The sequence below is a fragment of the Nonomuraea sp. NPDC050540 genome, assembly GCF_044457485.1.
Classification (GTDB): domain Bacteria; phylum Actinomycetota; class Actinomycetes; order Streptosporangiales; family Streptosporangiaceae; genus Nonomuraea.
This window is the reverse complement of record NZ_JBITHA010000005.1, coordinates 62,166-84,156: the sequence shown is the minus strand read 5'-3', so window position 1 is coordinate 84,156 and position 21,991 is coordinate 62,166. Positions and strand designations below refer to the sequence as shown.

The window sequence follows — 21,991 nt, the reverse complement described above, 5'->3', positions numbered from 1 at the left end:
AAGCAACACAAATAGATGATGCATCATCACGGAGATCGAAGGCACGATCCAGAGGTCTTCGTCACCGGCTTGGGAGCAGTGAAATGTCGTCGTCCACCGTGCTCGGATATCCCCGCATCGGCCCGAACAGAGAGCTGAAGCGCGCCCTGGAGTCCTACTGGGACGGGCGCACCACGCGCCGGGACCTTGAGGAGGAGGGCGCCCGGCTGCGGGCCGCCACCTGGGGCCGCCTGGCCGGGCTGGGGCTCGGGGAACTGCCGTCCAACACGTTCTCGTTCTATGACCAGGTGCTCGACACCGCCGTGCTGCTCGGCGCGGTGCCGGAGCGCTATCTCGCCGCCGAGGACCCCTATTTCGCCATGGCGCGCGGCACCGACGGGCTGGCGCCGCTGCGGATGACCAAGTGGTTCGACACCAACTACCACTACATCGTGCCGGAGATCGGCCCTGAGACCGTCTTCAGGCTCGACGCCGCCAAGCCGCTGGCGGAGGTGCGGGAGGCGCGTGCGCTCGGCCACGAGACACGGCCCGTCGTGGTGGGCCCGGTGACGTTCCTGTCGCTGTCCGGGGCCCTGGAGCGGCTGGAGGACGTGCTCGGCCCCTACGAGGAGCTCCTGGCCGCCCTGGCGCGCGAAGGAGTGGCCTGGGTGCAGCTCGACGAGCCCGCGCTCGTCACCGACCTCACCCCCGCCCAGCTCGACGCGGTCCGCGCCGCCTACGCCAGGCTCGGCGCCGCGCCCGTCCGGCCCAAGATCCTCGTCGCCTCCTACTTCGGCGACCTGGGCCCGGCCCTGCCCGCGCTGGCCGCCACCCCGGTCGAGGGCATCGGACTCGACCTGGTCCGCGGGTCCGTGCCCGAGATCGCGCTGGACGGCAAGACCGTCTTCGCGGGCGTCGTCTCCGGCCGCGACGTCTGGCGCACCGACCCCGGCCGCGCCCTCGCCCGGCTCCGGGGCCTGCGCGCCGGCCGGGTCGTGGTGAGCACCTCCTGCTCGCTGCAGCACGTCCCCTACGACGTCGCCGCCGAGGACGGTCTCGAACCCGCGCTCGTCGCCCGGCTGGCCTTCGCCGAGCAGAAGGTGGCCGAGGTGGTCGAACTGGCCCGCCTGCTGGCGGACGGCTCCGCCGTACCCTTTGACGAGGCTCCCGTCGCCACTGCGAGCGCCACCCACGAGGTACGGCCGGCCCGCAGCCCCTACCCCGTGCGGGCCGCGGCGCAGGCCGGGCACCTCAAGCTGCCCCCGCTGCCGACCACCACGATCGGATCGTTCCCGCAGACCGGCGAGCTGCGCGCGGCGCGCGCCGGCGTCGTGACCGGGGCGCTGGCGGAGGACGACTACGAGAAGCTCGTCGAGCGCGAGATCGAGCACGCCATCCAGGTGCAGGAGGACCTCGGCCTGGACGTGCTCGTGCACGGCGAGCCCGAGCGCAACGACATGGTGCAGTACTTCGCCGAGCACCTCGACGGCTTCGCCGTCACCAAGAGCGGCTGGGTGCAGTCGTACGGCTCGCGCTGCACCCGCCCGCCGATCATCCACGGCGACGTGCGGCGCCCGGCGCCCATCACCGTGCGCTGGGCCACCTACGCGCAGTCGCTCACCGATCGCCCCGTCAAGGGCATGCTGACCGGGCCGGTGACGATCGTGGCCTGGTCGTTCGACCGCGACGACCTGCCGCAGCGCGACGTGGTTCTCCAGGTGGCCGACGCGATCGCCGAGGAGGTGCGCGACCTGGAGGCGGCCGGGCTCTCCGTCATCCAGGTGGACGAGCCGGCCCTGCGTGAACTGCTGCCGCTGCGCGCCGCCGAGCAGCCCGCGTACCTGGAGTGGGCGGTGGCCGCCTACCGCAGGGCCACGTCGGTGGTCGCCGACCGCACGCAGATCCACACGCACCTGTGCTACTCCGACGCCGACCAGATCCTGACCGCGATCGACGGCCTGGACGCCGACGTCACCACCATCGAGTCGGCCCGCTCGGGACGCCGCATCCTGGACGCGGTGAGCGGCTACGCGCGCGGTCTCGGGCCGGGCGTCTACGACATCCACTCGCCGCGGGTTCCGTCGGCCGACGAGGTCGAGGAACGGCTGGCCGCCACCCTGAAGGTCCTGCCCGGCGACCGGGTGTGGGTGAACCCGGACTGCGGTCTGAAGACCCGCACGTACGCGCAGGTGGAGGCGTCGCTCGGCAACGTGGTCGAGGCGGCCCGCCGCGTGCGCGCCACGCTCTGACGGCGCTCAGCCGGTTTCGTGGAGGCGCCGGAAGTCGTCGAGGTTCTGGCGGTAGTGGGCCAGGTCGGCTTCCAGCGCATCCCGGGTGAAGCGTTCGGGGTTCTCGCGGTGGACGACCGTGCCCGTATGGGTCCAGAAGGCGTCGGCGGGCACGCGGTCGGCGCCGATGGGGACGAAGCGCAGGGCTTCGGCCACCGCGTCGGCCGCCAGCTCCCATCCGGCGACGACGCTCTCGTAGGCGTCGTCGCCGGCGGCGGGGCCGGCGGCGAACTCGAGGTCCTCGGCCAGGGCCCGGCGCGCGTAGACGCCGGCGACGACCACCCACTGCCCGGCGTCGATCAGCCGGGAGATGCCGGGGCCGAAGCGCAGTTCGTGCCGGCGCGCGGCCTGCTCCCCCTCGTAGGGCACCTCGACCTCGATCGTGCCCAGGCGCAGCGTCCAGGCGTCCTCGCCGGCCTCGGGCTCTGCCGTCTCGCCGCCTTCCGGGACGGCCAGGTCGAGGTAGACGTAGCCCTCGGCCAGCGATCTGGCCCGCTCAGGCATACTCGGCCACCAGGTTCCGGTAGGTGTCCCTGACGATGAGAAGGCGGTCGAGGTCGAACCGGCCGGGTTCGCTGGCCCGCAGCTCCAGCCCGCGATCGGACCAGAAGGCCGTCTCCGGCACGGCGTCGTCGCCGGGACGGATGAACTTGACGGCCTCCTCGACGGCGGCGGCGGCGATCGCCAGTGCCCTTCTGGCCTCGGCGGCGTCGTCCACGGGCACGTTGCCCGCGCTCAGGTCGGCCACCCACAACCACTCACCGGCGTCGAGCAGCTCGGAAGGCTCGGGGCCGCCGAAGGTCGGGTAGCCGGCCGGGATGACGGGCCGCGCGGGCAGGCCGAACAGGAACTCGCGCTCGGTGCCGCAGCCCTGGCAGCGCCCGGAGTAGCGGTCGGCGCGCTCGCCCTCGGCTTCCACCAGTCCCCTGCTCCAGGTCGTCTCGACGGAGCCGCACTGCTCGCACGGGTTCAGGTCGAGGTAGAGGTGCGCCTCGTCCCTCGTCCGCGCCACCGCGAATCCCATGGCCGTCCCTTCGTCCGCCTCCATCATGGCGCATCCGCCGGCTCACGCAGGAACTCGAACGAGACCGCGCGGTGCCCGCAGACGCACGGCTCGTCGTCCGGGCAGAGGCACTCGTAGGGGAAGTAGCCGGTGGTGTTGGCGAGCTGGCGGGCCCGCTGGGCCCGGTCCGTCGGCGGCGTGCGGCCGTCCAGGAGCTCGCGGATCGTCTGCCGGACGGAGACGCGCTCGTCGACGCGCCCGCGCCCGTCCACGAGCCTGACCAGGGCGTCGGCGAGCGCGGGCGGCAGCTGGCCGCGCAGGTGCGGGTTGTCGCCCACGCCCAGCGAGGCCGCCGCCTCCACGAGCACACGCAACCGCGCCGGTCTCTGGTACGGCGTGGCCGTGTCGACCTGGCGCACCGCCTCCCGCAGCCGGGCGATCGCCTTATGGTCCTCCACGGACAGCGTGGTGGGGGCGGTGGCCGGGTCGGCGGGCGGGTCGCGCCTGAGCATGGGGGCGCCGACCGGCACGCCCTGCAGCGCGCTGATCAGGGCGGCCGCTTCTCCGGCCGCGTCGCGCTCGATGGCGCCGAACGAGCCGAGCGCGGCCACCTGGTAGCGCACCACCCCCCGGTGGGCGGTCGCGGTGAGCGGTTCGCCGCGGGTGGCCCGGTGTGCGGACAGCTCGATGGCGACCGGCCGCCGCCCGGGAACGACGACGTCGAGGAGGGCGTCGCCGTACACCCTGATCTCGGCGCCGGCCTGTTCGGCGGCGCGCGCGACGGCCGCGGCGGCGGCCCGCACAGGCGGGACGGCCGGCTGGCCGAAGACCGAGTACAGCGCGTTGACGTGAACGGGCGCGAGCTGTCCCGCCCGCGCGGCCAGGATCATGCGGGTGCGCGCCTCGATGCCGCCGACCTTGATGCCGGCCTGGGCCGCGGCCTCACGCAGCTCGTTCTCGCGCTGGGCGCGCAGCGGCTTGGGGGCGTCGGCGAGCGCCCGTACCGCGGTCCTGACCCGCACGAGCGCGGGGACGTCGTCGGCGCCCATCGCCGGGTCGGCCGGGAGTGAGCCGTCGTTCATGATGCCGCCGGGAGGCAGCCCGGCGCTCTGGCGGGCGATCTGCGTGGCCGTCTTGAGCAGGACCTCGGCGGCGTTGTGGGCGGCGACCTCCAGCACGAGCCGGCCCGGCCGGCCGAGCTGCGGGTAGACGTCCACCTGGCCGGGCGGGACGTCGGACTTGGACACCAGCAGTTCCAGGCTGCCGCCCGGCCACTCGACGGTGAAGCGGCCCGGTCCCGCCGGGGTGATCGAGGTGACGCCCGCGGCGTTGGCCAGGCGGTCCAGGCCGGTCGGCGAGGTGTCGAGCGCGCCGATCGCGGTCGCGGAGTCGACGACCGGGCCGGCGCCCGTGTTGAGCAGGTCGGCGATCGAGCCCTGGCGCGGCACGGTCTTCACGCGCGGGCCGTCGCCCCAGGGCGGTGGCGGCGCCGGGTGCCCCCTGGCCTCGATGTCGGCGGCGATCGCCTCGATCGCCTGGGCCAGGTTGAGCTGGGCCACGGCGTCGGTGGCCCGGTTCCACAGGCCGGACAGGTGGGCGTGCTCGTTGAGGCGCGGGGTCAGGCAGTGGTCCTGCCCCTCGCGCAACTGCTCGCCGGGCAGGAACGTGCGGACCACGCCCTGGCTCTGGCCCCGCTGGTTGGCGATCTCCTCCTGAAGGGCGTGGCTGATCTCGTGCACCAGCGTGGACTCGACGGCGTACGGGTGCAGCCTTGGCCTGATCACCGCTACGAGGGCGTCGTCCTGGTTGGTGCCGGTGGAGATCCGGGCGTTGTCGGCGGCGCCCGGGTCGCCGATCGTGAAGCGTACGTACAGGATGCCGTGCTGGGCGGTGACGACCTCCATGGTCTGGCCGTCGGCCAGCCAGCGCAGGGCGGTGACGCCGCCGCCGAAGGAGCTCGGCGTGAGCTGGATGGCCGTCAGCTCGTTGTGGTCCAGGTCGGGCATGGAGGCCGGGCGCGCGTCGAGGGCGAACGGCGAGCCGGGCAGGGCGGGCGACGGCGCGGACGGGCCGGGGGTTCCCGGAGACGGCGGTGCCGACGGGCCGGGCGAGGCCTGGGCGGCGCTGCCGGCGGCGGGGGCCCCTGAGGCGGGGGTTCCCGAGGCGGGGGTTCCCGAGGCGGGCGGGAAGGCCGGGGCGGGGGCCGCGTACGAGATCTTACGGCTGTCCAGCTCGGCCCGGATCTTGTCCGAGAGCGTGCCTTCCACGGGCGAGGTGTGGAAGAGGTGACGCAGGTCCAGGTTGTGGTCGCGGGACAGCTGGACGAGCCGCTCCGGCACGGTGCCGAACGCCTCGGCGAACCCGAGGTCCCGCTCGTCGCTGCGGACGGTGCCGTTGGGGCCGAACAGGTAGCCGCGCACGGTGCCGTCGTGCTCGGTCACCGTGAGATGGACGGGAACCTGTTCGTCGAAGGCCCGCCGCCTGGCTTCGACCAGCGGGCCGAGCGGGTCGGCCGCCGTGGCCACCTTGTCCGTGAACACCGTGCCGTCCTGCGTCGAGGACGGCGTGAAGGCCCAGCCCGACCCGAGCGGCACGCCGGCTTCGATGTCGGCCATCATGGCCTCGTAGTCGCCCTCGAACATGGCGACGACGACGGTGGCGGTGCCCACGTTGGGGATCTCGTGGCGCTTGCCGTACTTCACGCGTCCGCGTGTGGTCCGCGTGACCCGCGTCAGCGTCGCGTCGTAGGCGACATGGAGCTCCACCTTGATCAGCTTGCCGCGCTGGTTGTCGGTGCCCTCGTCCCGGTTGCCCAGCGACGTGGTGACGCGGTCGCTGGACTGGTCTCCGCCGGTGTAGCCGCCCTTCAGCGTGGTCACCGACTCCCCGCCGCCGACGCCCCTGGTGAGGGGGAACAGATGGCTGCGGCCCGTGGACCCGCTGGCCATCCGCTGGAAGCGGGCGATGCGGCCGAGCTCACGCGCGTCCAGGGGGCCGACCACGACCGCGCTCACGTGCGACCGCGCCTTGAAGCCGAGGTCGACGGCGGCGCCTGAGGCCGTGGTCCGGTTCAGCCGCCCGTTGTTCAGGCCGCCCTCGCCCGCCATCCGGCTGAACAGGGTCGCCAGCGCCAGGTCGTTGATCAGCGCCTCGATCTCGTGCATGCGCTCGCGCAGGGCGCGCTTGCTCAGGTGGCGCTTCTTGACCAGCGCGTCACCGAGGTTCTTGGTGATCGACTTGTCGGCGACCAACGTCTCGGTGGTCGCCATGACCGGCAGCCGGCGGACCGGCCGCGGGTCGACCTCCACCTTCGTGCCCGGAGTGGCAGGAGCGGCCGGGGCGTTCTCCGCCGGCATGACCTCGTCGCTCTCGATGAGGCGGACCATGTCGACCTTGAGCTTGACCGTCTCCTTCGCGGGCCTCCCGGGATGGAACACCTTGTCGGCCAGGCGGCGCGGGCCCCTTCTGAGAGCGGCGAAGCGCACGCGCTCGGGCCTGCGCTCCACCTCGATGGTCACCGTGCCGGTCTGCCTGACCCGGTGCATGTCGGCGTCGCCGCCGTAGCGCTCGACCGAGGTCTCCTGGCTGGCGTAGGAGCCGGAGCGGGAGCGGTTCCTGTCCGTGGACGCGGACATGTCCTGGCCGCCCGATGTCTCCGAGTCGGCGCCCTTGAGCTCCGTGCCGAGGCTGCGGCCGACCGACTGGGTGACGCCGTCCTCCTCGTAGGTGTAGTCTTGGTGGAGGGGCACCTTGGTCTTCGTGCGGCCCAGGTCTTCCGCCTTGCGGTTGAGCTCTATCTTGATCCTGACGATGAACCGCTCGGCCCTGCCCGTCGAGCCGACCCGCATCGTGAACGAGTCCGTGTGACCGCGGCCGAGCATGTTGTCGATCTTTCCGCGCCAGCGTTTGCCGGACAGCGAGCCGTCCAGCTTGTCCAGCACGGCCGGGTCGCTGAGCAGCGAACCGGGTGCGATCTTCTCGATGGCGTCGCGGACGGCGTCGAAGATCTCGGTCCGCTTGCCGTTCTTGGTGAACGTGGCGCTGTCGATCTTGGTCATGCCCATCCGGGTGGCGATGTGATCCGGCAGGATCACCTCGCGCACCTTCGCGGCCAGCTCCCTCGCCCTGGTCATGCGCGAGCCCTCCGGCGCCTTCGTCAGCTCGGCCATGCCGGGCAGCTTGGCCAGAGCGTCGAACAGCGCCTGCGGCGTGTGCCGGTCGGACAGCTTGACCTCCGGCAGCCCCGCGGCGTTGTGCGCGCGCAGCTCCGTGAGGTAGCGCTTGGCCAGCGGGACGGCGACCGTGCGGTCGATCTCCAGGTTTCCGTCGAGAAAGCGCTCCACGGCGTCGGCGAGCTGGTGCAGGGGCAGTTGCAGGTCGCCCTGCGCGTACATCCGCAGGACGACCTCCTCCGGCACCGAGAACAGGACGGTGCGGCCGTCCACGGTCACGGTCCTGATGCTGGCGCGATCGCCCGGGTCGAAGGCGGACATCGGGAACTCCGCCGAGGCGCGGAAGAGGTACTGCTGGCCGATGTCGATGGTCAGCCGCTCGCGGCCCCAGATCAGCAGCCTGGAGGCGTTTCGGCCCTTGTTCCAGGAGGCGTTCGCGCCGGTGCTGGGGCCGAGGCCGCCGTTGTCGGCCTCCTGGTGGCCGAACTCGCCGCCGCCGTTGGGTCCGAGGTTGGAGGACGTGCCGAGGGAGGTGCCCTGGCTGAACAGCTGCAGGAAGATGTCGCCGATCACGAGCGGGCTCGACGTCAGGAACTGCATCTGGCCGAGCTTCCAGTCAAGCTTGAGCCACCCGTGCGCCGGCCCGAACCTCCCCTGCCCCCGTACGGCGAAGCGCGTCAGGTACGGCGACTTCCTGAACGGGTGCGCCGAGACGTTGTGCACCCCGAGGAAGGCGGCGATGTGGTGGAAGGCGGGCGAGGCCCAGCCCATCAGCCGGGGCACGATCTTCTTGGCCGCCTCCAGGAAGCCGCGTGTGTCGACGTGGAGCAGCGTGGCCTGGTCGATCAGGTCCGCGGGGATCGCCTGCCACTCCCCCGGCGGACGGCTGGGGTCGCGCATCAGGTCGGTCGGCGTCATCATCGTGATGACCACGGGCCGGTTGGACAGCTCCACCGGCGGCTTGCCCTCCTGCCGCAGAGTGACCTTGACCCGTCCCTTGGTCTGGGAGGCGGCCATCGGCGTCGAGGTCTCGATGAGCGTCACGTCGTTGCCGGTGTCGCCCATGCTGGAGCCGCTGTTCTTGCTGACCCCGGTGCCGGCTCCGGTCCTGGCGCCGTACTTGGCGCCCTCGGTGTCCGGTGCGGGGGCGTGACCGGCGTTCACGCCGCCGTTGGCGTTGGTGGAACGGCCGTGCCCCGACGAGGTGACGCCGGTGTTGGAGCCGATGTTGAGCAGCGCCATCGCCCGCTTGTCGGTGGTGGCGACGACCTCGGTGGTGTCGAGGTCCGCGCTGAGGTCGACCTCGATGGCGAAGTGCTCGGTGGCGTGGAAGCGGCTGTTGAGCGTCAGGTCGAAGTGGATGTTCTGCTGGATCGCCTGGTTGAGGCCGGTCCTGACGCGCAGGTTGGTCAGCTGGCTGGACACCTCGACCAGGTTGTCGTACTGCGAGGCCGCCTTGAGCGCGTCGTTCGTCGGGAAGAGCGGCCGGCCGTTGACGATGGGGGGCAGCAGGCCGAGCCGAGTCAGATTCTTGATCGTGTCTTCCAGGACCTCGGGAACATTCGACACCTCCCTGACCAGAGCGAACACCGCGTCCGGGATCTGGTGCGCGTCATCGCCCTGCCAGATCGGCCGGGCGTCCTCGCCCTTGATCGGGTCCTTCAGCTCCTTGGGGTCGTCGCGCAGGAGGATGCGGCCCTTGCTGTCGCGGCGCGGGGTGCCGTCCCGCTTGTACCGCACGGCGGCGGGGTCGAAGGGCAGGCCGGCGCGGGCCGCGTCCGACTCGGCCATGACCATGTGGAGTTCGCCCGCGGTCTCGATCGTGTCGAGCGACGTGCCGCTCTCCAGCGTGATCCGCAGCTCGGCCGTGTAGCCGACGATGATGTTCTGCTGGTGCTCCATGCTGCGGTCCACTACGGGCTTGTACGCGGTACCGCCCGCGCTGACCCCCTCGGACCTTGACCTGCCGTGGCCGCTTCCCGCACCCCACTTGCCCTCGGCGGTGGTGTTCAGGAGCTCCGCGGCCTCCTCGCCGAGGTCGTCGAACACCTGCTCGGTGCTGACGGAGCCGTCGACGGAGTACCCGAACGACTGGCCGCCGTTCGCGGTGGTCACCGCGACGCCCAGGTCCTCTCTCCAGCGCTCGTCGGTCGAGACGCCCACCCGGCGGGCCTGGCCGTACACGGGGGTCGTGACCACTTCCACGCGCGCGTAGGGGCGGCCGTTCCTGGTGAGCTGCGCCTGCACGCCGGAGTTGATGGAGTTGGCCATCTGGCTGTGCCACTTCTCGTACAGGAAGGTGCGCAGCTGGTGGCGTAGGTCGGTGCCGATGTCCGCGGCGCTTCCGAGCGCCGTCACGGCCTTCTCGAACATCTCCTGGGTTCCGCTGATCCCGAGCAGCAGGTGCGGGGGGAATCCGTCGACCAGGTTGGAGACGCCGGGGAACCTGGCCTCCAGCTCCGCCATCGTGGTGGACTTGTCGTCGGAGGGGTCGGTGTGCGCCATGCCCACCCACATCCGCACGTCCTTGGCGTCGCTCCTGGTCCCGGTGCTGACCGAGTCGATCTGCTTCCAGCCGTCCTTCTGGGACGTGCGGATGTCGATCTGCCACTCGGCCTCGGCGGCGAACAGGGTGGACTCGCCGCGGTTGTCCTCGACCGCGCCGCCGACCACGTGGTCGGTGGAGCTGCCGTTCACCGAGCGGGTACGGGAGTAGTTGAAGTCGGCGCCCGGGCCAGACGTCCTGATCACCGCTTCGATGGCATCCCTGAAGTCGTTGCCCTCGGGCAGGAGCTTCACGAACGGCAGCAGGCCCTTCGCCTTCCCGCCGAGCTTCACGGCGTGCGCGCGGGCGTAGGCGGCCGCGACCGTCAGCCCGCCCTGCGGCAGGCGGCCGACCATCATCTCGGAGGCGTTCGCCGCGTGCCCGAGAACCTCGACCATCTCCTTGGTCGACAGCTTGATCCGCAGCTCGCCCTGGTGGTGGACGCCGACCCTCAGGACCGCGCCCTCCTGGGTCACCAGGCGCCGGAAGTGGGCCTTCAGCACTCTCTGGAGCTGGTCGGGGGTGAAGGTCTGGTCGATCTTCTGGGCGCGCATGGCCGCGTTGAGCCGCTCGGTCAGCCTCGTGATGTGCGGCAGCCGGTCGGTCACCATCGCGTTCGGCAGGATCTCCCGGTCGGGCACCGCCTCGCGCAGCGCGGCGTCGTAGGCGCCGAGCAGGTTCTTGGCCTCCGCCTCCGTGTCGGCCAGCGCGCTCGCGGCCGCGGCCACGACGCCGGGGGAGGCGCTCTTGTGCCAGTCCAGGTCGGCGGCCAGCTTCGCGTAGCCCTCCTGCGCCGCCTTCGCGGCATCCCGCGCCTTGGTGTAGGCGGTGACGATGCGCTGGTGGCGCCTCTGGATCTCCAGGTGCTTCTTCGCCTCCGCCACCGCCCGGCGCTTGCGCTCGGGGGCGAACTTGTCGCGCTCCCCCGCGGCCTTCTTCGCCTCCTTCCTGGCCTTCTTCTTGTCCTCCTTCGCCTGCTCGACCGTCTTCTCGTGCGAGGTGATCCGCGCGTCCAGGCCGGCGACCGCCTGCGTCAGGGCGTCGGCCTGCTCCTGGGCGAGCCGCGCCGAAGCTTCCACCGGAGTCTCGGGGGCGGGCGGCGGCGGTGGGCGCACGCCCTGGTTACCGGTCTGCTCCGGGGACACCGGCGCGCTCGCGCCGCGGCGTTCCAGGTCCTCGGCGATGACCTGGATCAGGCTGAGCAGGTCGCGCTGCTTGGCCGGGTCGTTCGTCTCCAGGTAGCGCCTGGCCAGGTGGCGGTGCTCGTTGTAGCGGGCGGCGACACACGCGTCGGTGGTACGGCCGGCCAGCCGGTTCAGGGTGTTCCTGATCACGCCCTGTCTCGGGGGCGCGGCCAGGTCCTGCAGCGCGTGGGTGATCTCGTGGACCAGCGTCGTGGAGACCAGGCCGGGGTGCAGGCGCGGCGACAGGTGCACCACATGAGGGTCGGCGGCGGTGCCCGCCCCGACCGTGACGGTGGCGTGCGTGTCGAGGCCCGGCCGTTCGTAGCGCACCTCGAAGTGCTGGGTGCCCTGGCCTTCAGAGGTGACCCGGATCTGCGGGCCGGAATCCGACCACGCGATCGAGCGGACGTTCCCGCCGAAGTCGCTCGGCTTGATCGCGTTGCCGTTGATCAGTGCCTTGACCTCGGGGTCGGCGAGGTCGTTGAGCGGGGTGGGACGGGTGTCCGCGGCGAACGGCGTCCCCGGGACCGCCAGCGAGGTGCGCGGACGGCGGCGGCCCGGCGGTGCGGCGGCCGGCGTCCTGCGGGTGGTGCTCGGGCTGGGCGTGGTGGTCCGCGGGGTGGCGAGCGCCGTGACCCGTCTGGTCAGTTCGTCGGCGGCGGACTTGTGGTACTCGGGGGCCAGCCCGAGGTCGCGCGCGGGGTTCTCCTCGACGAGGGTGCTCGCGCGGGTGCCGGGGTTGGCGGCGAGCACCGCGTGGGTCACCTCGGTCGCGGCCTGCCTGGTCTGCGGGGAGCGCTGGGCGAGGAGGGCCAGCGCGTCGAGCGCCCCCTCCGCCTCCGGCCGTCCGGTCGTCCGCGCCATCTCCGCGCCGAGCCACGCCGCCGCCTGCGCGCGCAGGCGGTCCTCGCGCGCGCCGTCCTTGGCGTTCTGCTCCAGCGACCGCGCGGCCTCGGCGAGCGCTTCAGCCGACAGTTGTACGGCCCGGCCGCCGTCGTCGGCCAGCAGCACGCTGCCGTCCTGGAGCCAGAGGCCTTCCGGGGCGAGGTGGATCAGGGCCTCGTCGATCGCCTTCTTGGCGGCGAGCTTGGCCTTCCGCTTCTGGGCGGGCGAGGGGGTGGGGCCGGGCGCCGTCTGATTGCCCGTCTGGCCGCCGCTCTGGCCGGTCTGCTGGCCGCTCTGCGGGCCGGTTCGCGGGCCGGTCTGCTGGGTGGTTCCCGGGGCCGGGACCGGGGTGGGCGGCTGGCCGGGCTGCGGGGTGAGGGCGGGGTCCGGCGTGGTGCCGGGGCTCTGCTGGGCGGCGGGGTCCGGGCCCGAGGTGGCCGTCTGGGTAGCTCCGGGGTCGGGGGCGGACGTCTGCCCTGTGGCCGGGGCCTGGCCTTGCGACGCGCCCGGGTCGGGAGCGGGCGCGGCATGGGGATCCGGCGCGGAGGCCGCGTTCGGCGCCTGGCTCGGCGCCGCGTTGGGGTCCGGAGCCGCTGGGGCGGCGTTCGGGTCCGGAGCGGACGCGGCGGTGGGGGCCTGGGGTTGCGATGCGTTGGGGTCCGGGGGCTGGGGCGCGGGGGCGGCGTTGGGGTCCGGGGCGGGCGGCTGGGCCTGGTTCTGGCCGGATCCGGTGTGCTGTCCTGACCCCGTGTTCGCGGCCGGGTTCTGCGACGTGTTGGGGGGCTGGGGCGTGTTGGCGGCCTGGGGCTGGGGCGCGTTGGGGTCCGGCGGCTGGGGCGCGTTGGGGTCGGGGACGGGGGCCGCGTTCGGGTCGGGCTGGGCGGTGTTCGGGGCGGGCTGCGTGGAGGTGTTGCGGCCGGTGCGCGTGGCGGGGTCGGGGCCCGGCTGCTGCTGGTTCTGGCCGCTCTGGCCGGTGCGGCCGGGCGTGCCCGGCGTGTTCGGGTTGTTCGCGCCGGTGCCGGGGGCGGTGTTCATGCCGCCGGTCGGCACCGGGCCGCCCGGCTGGTTGGTGCCGGGGCCACTGCCGGTGCCCGGCGGGGACGACGGCGGCGGGGGCGTGTCGCCCGAGCGTGCCAGGTCGGCGGCGTTGGCCAGGTCGTTGGCCGAGGCCAGCGAGGACAGCGGGTGGGTCACCGCGGTGAAGACGTCGGGGTTGAAGGGGCTGATCGTCCCGGTACGGCCCACGCCGCCCATGAACGCCCCCAGCATGGCCTCCGCGGTGAACGGATTGCCCGGCGGCTGCTGGTAGACGAACGTGTTGGCGGCCATGCTGCCCACCGGCGAGGCGAAGGCGTTGGTGATGCCGGTGGTCAGCGCCCGTCCCCCGAAGCCGGGCACGTAACGGGTGACCCGGGAGATGGGCCTGGTCAGCCACATGCCGACCCCGGCGCCCACGCCCGCGCCGACCGCGGAGGCGGCGGTCTTCTTCCAGTCCCACTCGGTGCGCGTGCCCATCTTCATCTGCTGCCACTGGGCCATGGCGTCGATGAAGGTCTCTTCGCCGATCTCCTCGATGAGTTCCTTGCCGAGCGGCGTGGACAGCAGCCGCAGCAGCGCGGCGCGGCCGGTGGCGCCGCTGAGCACGGTGAGGCGGGCCAGGCCCGCGGCACCGACCTCGCGCCCGGCCATGGCGGCGAGCCTGGACAGGACGCGGGTGATGGCGGCGCGCAGGGCGGTGGCGAAGGGGCCGACGAGCGGCGCGGAGGAGCCGGCGGTGAAGAACGCCACGAACAGGGCGATGGCGATGGCGACGACCGTGACCCAGAAGGCGACGTTGACGGAGAGCTTCGAGTACTGGGTCTCGATGGCGAAGTTGCCGGCCTCCAGCGAGCGGGCCTCGGCGTCGCGGGCGATGCCGACCATGCCGGCCTGCGGCCCGCACAACTCCTGGGCCCGCCCGACAAATCCGTACATGGAGGGGGTGGCGCACCCGGAGACGATCTTCCTCGCGGCCCGGCCGGCGTCGTCGAGCTGGGCCGTGGCGCCGACGCCGAGATCAGCGTAGGACTGGGCGAGCTTGGACAGGGCGTGTTCGCTGGCCTTGGGCCACTTCTGGCCGCCCGAGAGCATGGGGATCAGCCAGTGGTTGACCCAGTCGGGGAGTGTGGAGTTCTCCCAGGCCGGCCGCACGTCTCTGTCGATGAGCGCCCAGCCCTGTGGCCGTCCGCCGCCCGCGCCCAGGACCTCGGAACCGGTGCCGGGCTGCCCGCCGCTGGTCGTCGTCACGCCGTTCCCGTCATCCGCTCCTCAGTGTCAGACTTCTTTGGTCTGGGCGCGGGCCAGCATTTCCTGGCCCATCCCGGTATCGGTGGTGCGTACGTTGTCGACGACCTGGCGGGCACGGTCCCCCACGTCGCGTAACTGGTTCGGCAGGTCGACGAAGCGGTAGACCAGCTTGTACGGCCCGTCGTCCTGGAAGTGCTTCTGCCAGAAGGCCTTGCCCTCCAGGCCGTCGCCCCAGGGCGTGGTGGCGAGGCAGGCCCGTACCTCCGCGGCCAGCCGCTCGACCTCCCGCTCCATGTCGCCGGCCATCGTGGACCACTGGTTGATGCCCTCGTAGGCGACGGGCTTGTAGATCTCGATGCCATGCTCGTCCCGGCTCATCTACGCCCGCCCATCTGATCGGCCAACTGGGCCATCACGGTTTCGAGGTCGCCGTCGAGATGCGCCTGCATCTGCTCGGCGGGGATCAGCGGCGAGAAGAGCTCCAGGAGTTGCTCGCGGACCTTCTCACCGGCCCGCTGGACGGTCTCGGTGATCGTGTCGGCGAGGGTCCTGGCGTCGGGGTGCCGGTAGATGCGCGGATCGAGGTCGAGCCTGATCAGCTCACCGCGCGAGCCCACGGTGGCGTTGACGAGCCCGTCGCGCGACTTCTCCGTGACCTGCAACGACCTGGCTCTGGCGTGGAGTTCGGCCCCCTCGCTCTGGAGCCGCGTGAAGGTCGTGCGGAGCTCGTCGGCGTACGCCTGCAGACCCGCGGCGTCCCTGCCGTTGGAAGACTCCATCTCACCTCCCTGACCACACAGGTGTTAAGAGGTAGTTTCCGACACATGAACACCATTCGACAAGATCGTGCGCAAAAATCCGGGATTCAGGGGTTGATGTCGAGTGCCTGTTCGGAAGGTTTGCCCGTTTCCGCACGGGAGACCCAGCGCCGGTAGACGCCGCGTTCGGCGCGTTCCATCCCCAGGGCCAAGGCCTCCGGCGCCGAGCCGCCCAGATACTCCAGCAGCAACGCGTCCTCACGCTCGTCGCGGACCAGGAACTCCCGCCCGCCCCACGCGCACACGGTGAACACCGCCCACAGGGCCTCGCACTCGGCCGCGGGCACGATCCTGACGTGGCAGCCCGGCTCGACCTCCGTGAAACCCTCGGCGGGCTCGTCGCGGCGCAGCCGTACCCAGACCTCCAGGGCGGTGGCGTCGGGGCTGGCGGGGTAGTCGGCGCCGCGCCAGCGCGCCCGGTAGCCGCTCACGCGGCCCGCCCGATCGCGAACCAGCGGCGCAGGTCGCCGTGGTAGACCGCGCGCCGGACCTCGGTTCCGGCGGTGGTCAGCTCCCAGATCTCCGCGCCGTGGGTGAGGGCCACGCCGTACACCTTGTACTCGCGGATCACCTGGTCGCGGTTGGGCACCAGGCCGAGCCCGACGAAGGGCGGCTCCTCGACGACCCACCCGGCCACCGCCTCGCGCCCCGCCTCGTCGGTCCCCCCGTACGGCGTGCGGTACATCTCCAGGCCGACCGGCCGCCAGCGCAGCAGGTTGAGCGTGCCCTCGGAGGTGAGGAAGCCCGGCTGCGCGAGCGCGTCGGCCAGCACGGCGGGGGTGGCGATGTGCGAGACGTCGAGGGCGTGGTGGCAGTAGCCGGAGACCCTGGGTTCGCGCTCGATCAGCAGGTCGTGGATCTCGGTCGGGTGCAGGAGCTTCTGCACCACCGGCACGCCGGAGTCCGGCGCGAGCGCCAGGTCCTGGACCAGGGTGGGCACGGCGAGCCTGGCGACGGTGCCCGACTCCAGGTTGAAGTTGACGGCCATGCCGGGGTTGATCGCCAGCCCCCAGCGCGGGTCGGGCCAGCCCGCGGCCAGCTCGACCATGGACACGATGCGGAAGTGCTCGGTGATGTGGCCGAACCCGGTGGCCATGGCCTCGGGCGAGGTGTAGGCGAGCACCCACGTACGCCCGTCCGCCTCGGCGGTCGGCCACACGATCGGCTCGGTGCCTTCGAAGGCCGCCCGCGACATCGGCAGCGCCAGGTCGGCGTCCTTCAGCAGGCTCAGGCAGAGCGCGGTACGCCCCTCCTCGAACGCCGCCCAGAGCCGTTCCTCGAAAGACTCTGGGCGCTCCTCGGAAGGCTCTGGGCGCTCCTCGGAAGGTTCCACCACCCTCACCCGAGCCCGTGCCGCTCGCCGAACTCCTCGGCCGTGATCCCGAACAGCACGATGTCGTCGTAGCGCCCCTGGTGGAAGCGGCCCCTGCGGCGCCGGCCCTCCTCGGTGAAGCCGAGATGCCGGTGCAGCGCCAGCGAGCCCGTGTTGGAGGCGTAGACGGTGGCGTCGCACTTCTGGTAGCGGCGCTCACCGAACATGTACCTGAGCAGGATGACGACGGCCTCGGCGGCGTAGCCGTGGCGCTGGTGGGCGCGGCCGACGGCGACGCCGTACTCGAAGGTGCCGTGGTGGGGGTCCACGGCGTGGGTGCTGATGGTGCCGACCGGCTGCCCGCCGGCCCGCTCGGCGATCGCCAGGCGCAGGGTGTCGGGGCCCTGGTCCTTCTCGGCCACTTCCTTGGCCCACTGCCTGGCCCGTTCCGCCGAGCGCGGCGGGAGGAGGCGGTCGCCGTTGCTCTGGTCCTCGGAGTTCTCGTCGAACTCCCTGAACGCCGCCCAGTCCTCGGGCTCGATGGCGCGCAGCCGTACGCGCTCGCCCGTCCATGCCGAAGTCATGCACCCCATGATCCCCGCTATTTGAGCGCGCCCGTCGTCAGCCCCGACTGGATCTGACGCTGGAAGACCGTGTACACCACGAGCATGGGCAGGATGGCCAGGGTCAGGGCGGCGAAGAGGGCGGCCCAGTCCTGGTCGTAGCCCGCGGCGGTGGAGATGTCGGCGATGCCCTGGGTGAGCACCCACTTGTCGCGCTCCTGCAGCAGCACCAGGGGCAGCTGGTACTGGTTCCACTGGCCCAGCACGTTGAAGATCGTGATGCTGATGAGCCCGGGTCTGGCCATCGGCATCATGATCTGGAAGAAGACCCTCGTATGCGAGGCGCCGTCCACCAGGGCCGCTTCCGCCACCGCCGTCGGCAGCGTACGGAAGAAGGCGGCCAGGAAGAAGATCGTGAAGGGCATCGAGTACGCGATGTAGACCAGCACCAGCCCCGCATGGGTGTTGAGGCCGATGAAGGGGCCGACCAGCGGCACGTTGCCCATGTTCTGCACGACGAAGAACAGCGGCGTCAGGGCCAGGTAGACCGGGAAGGCCAGGCCGGACACGAACATCAGGTAGATGGCCCGGTTGCCCTTGAAGGGGTAGCGCGCCAGCACGTACGCGGCCATCGAGCCGATCAGCATCGTGCCGAACGTGCTGAAGGAGACGACGACGACGCTGTTGAGCATGTACTGCCCGATGTTGGCCTGCTCCCAGGCGCGGGCGAAGTTGTCCCAGCGCAGGGAGGCCGGAAGCGACCAGGCGTCGCCGAAGATCTCGTCCTCGCTCTTCACCGAGGCGAGGAAGGTCCACACGATCGGCACCACGACGAGGACGGTCCAGACGAGCAGCGCCAGGTGGGTCAGCAGGGACAGCGGGCCGAGCTGCCGCTTGCGCTCCTTCTTGGCGATCTTGCGGGAGTTCGCGACCGTCCACGAGATCAGCGTTGTCATTAATACTCGATTCGTTCACGCCGGGACAGCCGCAGCGACAGGATCGCGAAGCCGACGGTGAAGAAGAACATGATGACGCCGAGCGCGGAGGCGTAGCCGAACCTGAAGTACTGGAAGGCGTTGCGGTAGATCTCTGCGGCCATCACGGTCGTGGAGAAGTCGGGGCCGCCGTGCTGGTCGGTCATGACCCAGACGATGGCGAACACGTCGAGCGCCAGGACGCCCAGATACACCCAGGCCACCTGGACGGTGTCCCACAGCAGCGGCAGCGTGACGCGGAAAAACAGGCTGATCCGCCCGGCCCCGTCGATCTGCGCGGCCTCGAACATGTCGTTCGGGATCGAGGCGAGCCCGGCCGAGAACAGCACGACGTAGAAGCCGACGGCCTGCCAGACCATGACGCCGAGCACCGACCAGAAGGCGATCCCGGGATCGGAAAGGAAGCCGATCGGCTTGACGCCGAGCGCCATCAGCGGGCCGTTCAGCATGCCGCTGCCGTCGGGCCTGAACACCTGCTGGAACAGCACGGCGACCACGGCCACGGCGAGCACCTGCGGGAAGAAGAACACCACCCGGTAGAAGCCGGAACCGGCGATCCCGCTGGTGCCCTTGGCCCCGCCCACGTTGAGCAGGAAGGCGAAGAACAGCGCGATGACGATCGTCACGACCGGCAGCAGCACCAGCAGCGCCGCGTTGTGCGTGACCGCCTTCCAGAAGACGCTGTCGTCGAAGAGCCGCCGGTAGTTGTCCAGCCCGATGAAGTTCGGCGTGCCGGACACGCCCCGCCAGTCGGTCAGCGAGATCTGGAACGCCTGGATGTAGGGCGAGATCACGTAGACCAGGTAGAGCGCCACCGGCGCGACGAGAAACGAGCCGATGAAGAGGGTACGGCGGTGCCGCTGAAACCACGACGGCACCGCTGCGGCCGGAACTCCCATGTCAGCGCTTGAATTTCTTGATCGAGGAGTCGCCCTTGATCTCGTCGGCCTTCTTCTGCATGCGCTCCAGGAACTTGTCGGGCGTCAGCCGCCCGCTCATGAGCTCGCCGGTCGCGGCCGCGCTCTCGTCCTTGAGCTGCAGGTACCAGGCGTTCCACCGGAAGTAGACGGTGTTCTCCCCGGCGGCGGCGTAGGCGTCGGAGGCGCTCTTGACGCCGGTCGACAACTGCAAGCCCTCGCCGGCGCCCTTGACGGTGGGCACGGTGGAGACGAGCTGGCTGAACTCACCCGCGGCCTTCTTCGACAGCATGGCCCGCAGGTACTCCATGCCGCCCTTCGCGTTGGCGGCCTTCGCCGGGACGATGAAGTTCTCGCCCGGCTGCGTGTGCAGCGCGCCGTGCGGGAGCTTGTCGGAGCCGGTGACGTCCGGGACGGGGAACATCGCGTAGTCGAAACCGGGCGGAGTGGTGGTGCGCTGCTCGTTCTCCAGCCAGGAGCCGGAGGGGAGCATGGCCACCTGGTACTTGTTCTGCGCGGTCTGGGTCTGCACGTGGTCGAGGCCGGCGGTGCCCTCCATCAGGTACTTGGCGCCGATCTCGGCCCAGCGGGTGGCCGACTCCTTGAGCGCCTCGGCCTTCCAGGCGCCGTCCTCGAGGTTGTCGAGGTTGAGCAGGATCTCCTTGCCGCCGATCTTCGCGGCCGTGACGAGGATGGGGTCGAGGGCGTAGCCGGGGTGCTTGCCGGCGTAGGTGAAGGGCGCCATCTTGCCGGACTTCTTGATCGTCTCACAGAGCTTGACGAAGTCCTCCCAGGTCTTCGGCGCCTCCCAGCCGTTCTCCTTGAACGCCTTCATCGAGTACCAGATGCCGTAGATGTAGTTCACGTACCCGACGACCGAGAACTTGCCGTCGTAGGTGCCGATCTCGATCACGGCCGGGTCGAGCGTGTCGCGGACCTTGACCGCCGGGTCGTCCCAGCTCTCCATGTCCAGCAGCGGGGTCAGGTCCTGCAGCTGCCCGTCCTGGGCCAGGGCGCCGAAGTCCATGGCGTTGGCGCCGGAGTTGTCGATCACGTCGGGCGGGTTGCCGCCGGCGAAGCGCGGCTGCAGGACCTTCGTGATCTCCTTGGTGAAGTTGTGCTTGATCGCCACATCGGGATATTTGGTCTTGAACAACGGCTGGTGGATGTCCGTGGCGTACTTGTGCCCGAAGCCGCCGTCGAAGATCCAGACCTCCAGCGCCTTCGCGGCGCCCGGTGCGGTGCTCGCGGGTGTCTGGGGCGCCGGGGTGGCGCACGCGGCCAGGGCCCCGGCGACGGGAACGAGGGCGGCGCTGCGCAAGAGCTGGCGCCGGGAAAGATGGGGGGTGTCGGACATTGCTATGACTCCTTATGCTCCGCGTCTGATGCGACCTGCGTAGCGGCTCTCCAGTGCCTTGTTGTGTTCGTCCCCGCCGGTCACGTTGACCGACAGGTAGACAGGGGGCGTCTCGCCGAGCGCGACCAGTTCCTCGACCGCGGTGGTGACGACCATCTGCGCGAGCAGCGCGGAGGTGACCGTCGAGACGGCGCCGTAGGTGCCGCCGCCGGGCAGTTCGAGGATGGCGTCGCCGTACGGCGAGCCGTTGTCGAGCACGACGTCGGCCAGGTCGAGCAGCTTGCGCCCGGACGGGTGCCGGGAAGGCATGGCGCCGCTGTGCTCGACCGAGGTGAGGGCGATCAGCGTGTGCCCGCGTTCCTTGACGATCCTGGCCAGCTCGACGACGGTGCCGTTGACGCCGGAGCTGGAGATCAGGACGAACACGTCCTGCGGTTCGACGGGCGCCAGGTCGTAGATCTGCTGGGCGATCTTCGGGTCGCGCTCCAGTTCGCTGGTGAGCACGCTGACGGGCTGCCCGCCGTACAGGACGAGGTCGCGGGGGCTGAGGCGGTTGCTGGGCACGAGGCCGCCGGCCCGTCCGGCGATCTCCATCGCGATGGCCTCGGAGTGACCGGAGCCGAACGCGTTGACGACGCCGCCGCCGCGCAGCGAGGTCACGATGAGCCTGGCCGCCTGGCGCACCTGGTGCTCCTGGCGGGAGATCACGGACTTGGCCAGGTCCAGGACTTGTGTTGCGTAGGACATTCAGCCTCTCTCGACTCGGTGGCTCTCGACCGCGCTGATCGTCCGCTCGAAGGCCTCGTTGGTGCGTTCGTAGGTGCGCTGGGCGACGGCGACGTAGACGGCGTCCAGGACGAAGAGCTGCGAGTGGACGGCGGCCAGTCCGCCGAGCCTGAACGTGGTCTCCCTGCTGGCCGTGGTGAGCACCAGGTCGGCCAGGTCGGCCAGCGGCGAGCGGGCGAAGGAGGTGACCGCGACCGTCAGCGCGCCGTGTCCGGACGCCTCGACCAGGGCCTCCATCACCTCGCGGGTACGCCCGCGGTGGCTGATGCCGACCGCCACGTCACCGGGAGCGAGCAGGGCGGCGTCCGACAGCGCCACGTGCGCGTCGCACGCGCTCCAGCCCGGTATCCCGATGCGGCGTAACCTGCCTTCGAACATCGTCGCCACGTTACCGCTGGTGGAGACGCCGACCAGGAGGACACGGCGGGCGGCGACGATCGCGTCGGCCACACGGGCGACGGTGTCGAGGTCGAGCTGGGCGGCGGTGTCCTGAATGAGCCGGGTGTCGGCGGCCGCCATGACCTCGATGGCCGTGTCGAGCGGGTCGTCGGGCCCGATCTCGTGGCCGACGCCCGCGCCCCAGCCGGCCTGCGCGGCCCTGCCGGTCTCGGTGGCCAGCGCCACGCGCAGCTCGGCGTAGCCGGAAAACCCGAAGGCGCGGCAGAACCTGGTCACGGTCGCGGGCGAGCTGCCCGCCCGTTCCGCCAGCGCGATGATCGTGGACCTCGCGGCTTCGGCCGGGTCGCCCAGAATCACCTCGCCCACGCGGCGTAGCGCTTCCGGCAATCCCGGCAGTTCTGTCTCAACGCGCCCAAGGGCCCCTGAAGTCACGAATATTCCTTCCGAATACTCGGTCTTCCGGCGAAAATTATTCTTGCTTCCCGGCCGAGTCAAGACCCAA

The 21,991-nt window shown here is 71.3% G+C and carries 14 protein-coding genes; 1 reads left to right on the top strand and 13 read right to left on the bottom strand.

Annotated elements, in window-relative coordinates; all coding sequences use genetic code 11:
* Positions 1–83: 83 nt before the first annotated feature.
* Positions 84–2,228, top strand: coding sequence for a 5-methyltetrahydropteroyltriglutamate--homocysteine S-methyltransferase (metE, locus tag ACIBI5_RS18335; protein ID WP_397248166.1), 2,145 nt, complete (start codon positions 84–86; stop codon positions 2,226–2,228).
* 6 nt (positions 2,229–2,234) lie between these two features.
* Here metE and ACIBI5_RS18330 read toward each other — a convergent pair whose 3' ends face one another.
* The 13 genes from ACIBI5_RS18330 to ACIBI5_RS18270 form a co-directional block, all read right to left on the bottom strand.
* A complete protein-coding gene (locus tag ACIBI5_RS18330; RefSeq protein ID WP_397248164.1) occupies positions 2,235–2,771 on the bottom strand; it encodes a hypothetical protein in 537 nt (178 codons plus the stop codon).
* Positions 2,764–3,318: a hypothetical protein gene (locus ACIBI5_RS18325; protein WP_397248162.1), complete on the bottom strand. Its 555-nt coding sequence runs from the start codon at positions 3,316–3,318 to the stop codon at positions 2,764–2,766. The genes ACIBI5_RS18330 and ACIBI5_RS18325 overlap by 8 nt, the downstream gene beginning before the upstream one ends.
* Positions 3,315–14,342 (bottom strand): hypothetical protein, encoded by an 11,028-nt coding sequence (locus ACIBI5_RS18320; RefSeq protein WP_397248161.1) that lies wholly within the window; start codon positions 14,340–14,342, stop codon positions 3,315–3,317. The genes ACIBI5_RS18325 and ACIBI5_RS18320 overlap by 4 nt, the downstream gene beginning before the upstream one ends.
* Before the next feature lie 27 nt (positions 14,343–14,369).
* Positions 14,370–14,720: a hypothetical protein gene (locus tag ACIBI5_RS18315; protein ID WP_397248159.1), complete on the bottom strand. Its 351-nt coding sequence runs from the start codon at positions 14,718–14,720 to the stop codon at positions 14,370–14,372.
* On the bottom strand, positions 14,717–15,121 hold the full coding sequence (locus tag ACIBI5_RS18310) for a YbaB/EbfC family nucleoid-associated protein (RefSeq protein WP_397248157.1): 405 nt from the start codon (positions 15,119–15,121) through the stop codon (positions 14,717–14,719). Before ACIBI5_RS18310 ends, ACIBI5_RS18315 begins: the two co-directional genes overlap by 4 nt.
* Before the next feature lie 86 nt (positions 15,122–15,207).
* Complete coding sequence (locus ACIBI5_RS18305; protein WP_397248155.1) at positions 15,208–15,591, bottom strand: hypothetical protein; 384 nt, start codon at positions 15,589–15,591, stop codon at positions 15,208–15,210.
* Positions 15,588–16,493, bottom strand: coding sequence for an SseB family protein (locus tag ACIBI5_RS18300; RefSeq protein ID WP_397248153.1), 906 nt, complete (start codon positions 16,491–16,493; stop codon positions 15,588–15,590). Before ACIBI5_RS18300 ends, ACIBI5_RS18305 begins: the two co-directional genes overlap by 4 nt.
* 5 nt (positions 16,494–16,498) lie before the next feature.
* A complete protein-coding gene (locus ACIBI5_RS18295) occupies positions 16,499–17,056 on the bottom strand; it encodes a GNAT family N-acetyltransferase (protein WP_397248151.1) in 558 nt (185 codons plus the stop codon).
* 17 nt (positions 17,057–17,073) lie between these two features.
* Positions 17,074–17,991, bottom strand: coding sequence for a carbohydrate ABC transporter permease (locus ACIBI5_RS18290; protein ID WP_397248149.1), 918 nt, complete (start codon positions 17,989–17,991; stop codon positions 17,074–17,076).
* Positions 17,991–18,929 carry a carbohydrate ABC transporter permease gene (locus tag ACIBI5_RS18285; protein WP_397248147.1) on the bottom strand — a complete coding sequence of 313 codons (939 nt, stop codon included), beginning with the start codon at positions 18,927–18,929 and terminating at the stop codon, positions 17,991–17,993. The genes ACIBI5_RS18290 and ACIBI5_RS18285 overlap by 1 nt, the downstream gene beginning before the upstream one ends.
* 1 nt (position 18,930) lies before the next feature.
* Positions 18,931–20,304, bottom strand: a complete 1,374-nt coding sequence (gene ngcE, locus ACIBI5_RS18280; RefSeq protein ID WP_397248145.1) for an N-acetylglucosamine/diacetylchitobiose ABC transporter substrate-binding protein — start codon at positions 20,302–20,304, stop codon at positions 18,931–18,933.
* A 12-nt stretch (positions 20,305–20,316) separates the two neighbouring features.
* Positions 20,317–21,051: a sugar isomerase domain-containing protein gene (locus ACIBI5_RS18275; protein WP_397248143.1), complete on the bottom strand. Its 735-nt coding sequence runs from the start codon at positions 21,049–21,051 to the stop codon at positions 20,317–20,319.
* On the bottom strand, positions 21,052–21,921 hold the full coding sequence (locus tag ACIBI5_RS18270; RefSeq protein ID WP_397248141.1) for a MurR/RpiR family transcriptional regulator: 870 nt from the start codon (positions 21,919–21,921) through the stop codon (positions 21,052–21,054).
* Positions 21,922–21,991 lie beyond the last annotated feature (70 nt).

Bases quoted from the DNA above. Each gene is read 5' to 3' on its own strand.
- metE (WP_397248166.1), top strand. From the start codon at position 84: ATGTCGTCGTCCACCGTGCTCGGATATCCCCGCATCGGCCCGAACAGA.
- ACIBI5_RS18330 (WP_397248164.1), bottom strand. From the start codon at position 2,771: ATGCCTGAGCGGGCCAGATCGCTGGCCGAGGGCTACGTCTACCTCGAC.
- ACIBI5_RS18325 (WP_397248162.1), bottom strand. From the start codon at position 3,318: ATGATGGAGGCGGACGAAGGGACGGCCATGGGATTCGCGGTGGCGCGG.
- ACIBI5_RS18315 (WP_397248159.1), bottom strand. From the start codon at position 14,720: ATGAGCCGGGACGAGCATGGCATCGAGATCTACAAGCCCGTCGCCTAC.
- ACIBI5_RS18310 (WP_397248157.1), bottom strand. From the start codon at position 15,121: ATGGAGTCTTCCAACGGCAGGGACGCCGCGGGTCTGCAGGCGTACGCC.
- ACIBI5_RS18295 (WP_397248151.1), bottom strand. From the start codon at position 17,056: ATGACTTCGGCATGGACGGGCGAGCGCGTACGGCTGCGCGCCATCGAG.
- ACIBI5_RS18290 (WP_397248149.1), bottom strand. From the start codon at position 17,991: ATGACAACGCTGATCTCGTGGACGGTCGCGAACTCCCGCAAGATCGCC.
- ACIBI5_RS18285 (WP_397248147.1), bottom strand. From the start codon at position 18,929: ATGGGAGTTCCGGCCGCAGCGGTGCCGTCGTGGTTTCAGCGGCACCGC.
- ngcE (WP_397248145.1), bottom strand. From the start codon at position 20,304: ATGTCCGACACCCCCCATCTTTCCCGGCGCCAGCTCTTGCGCAGCGCC.
- ACIBI5_RS18275 (WP_397248143.1), bottom strand. From the start codon at position 21,051: ATGTCCTACGCAACACAAGTCCTGGACCTGGCCAAGTCCGTGATCTCC.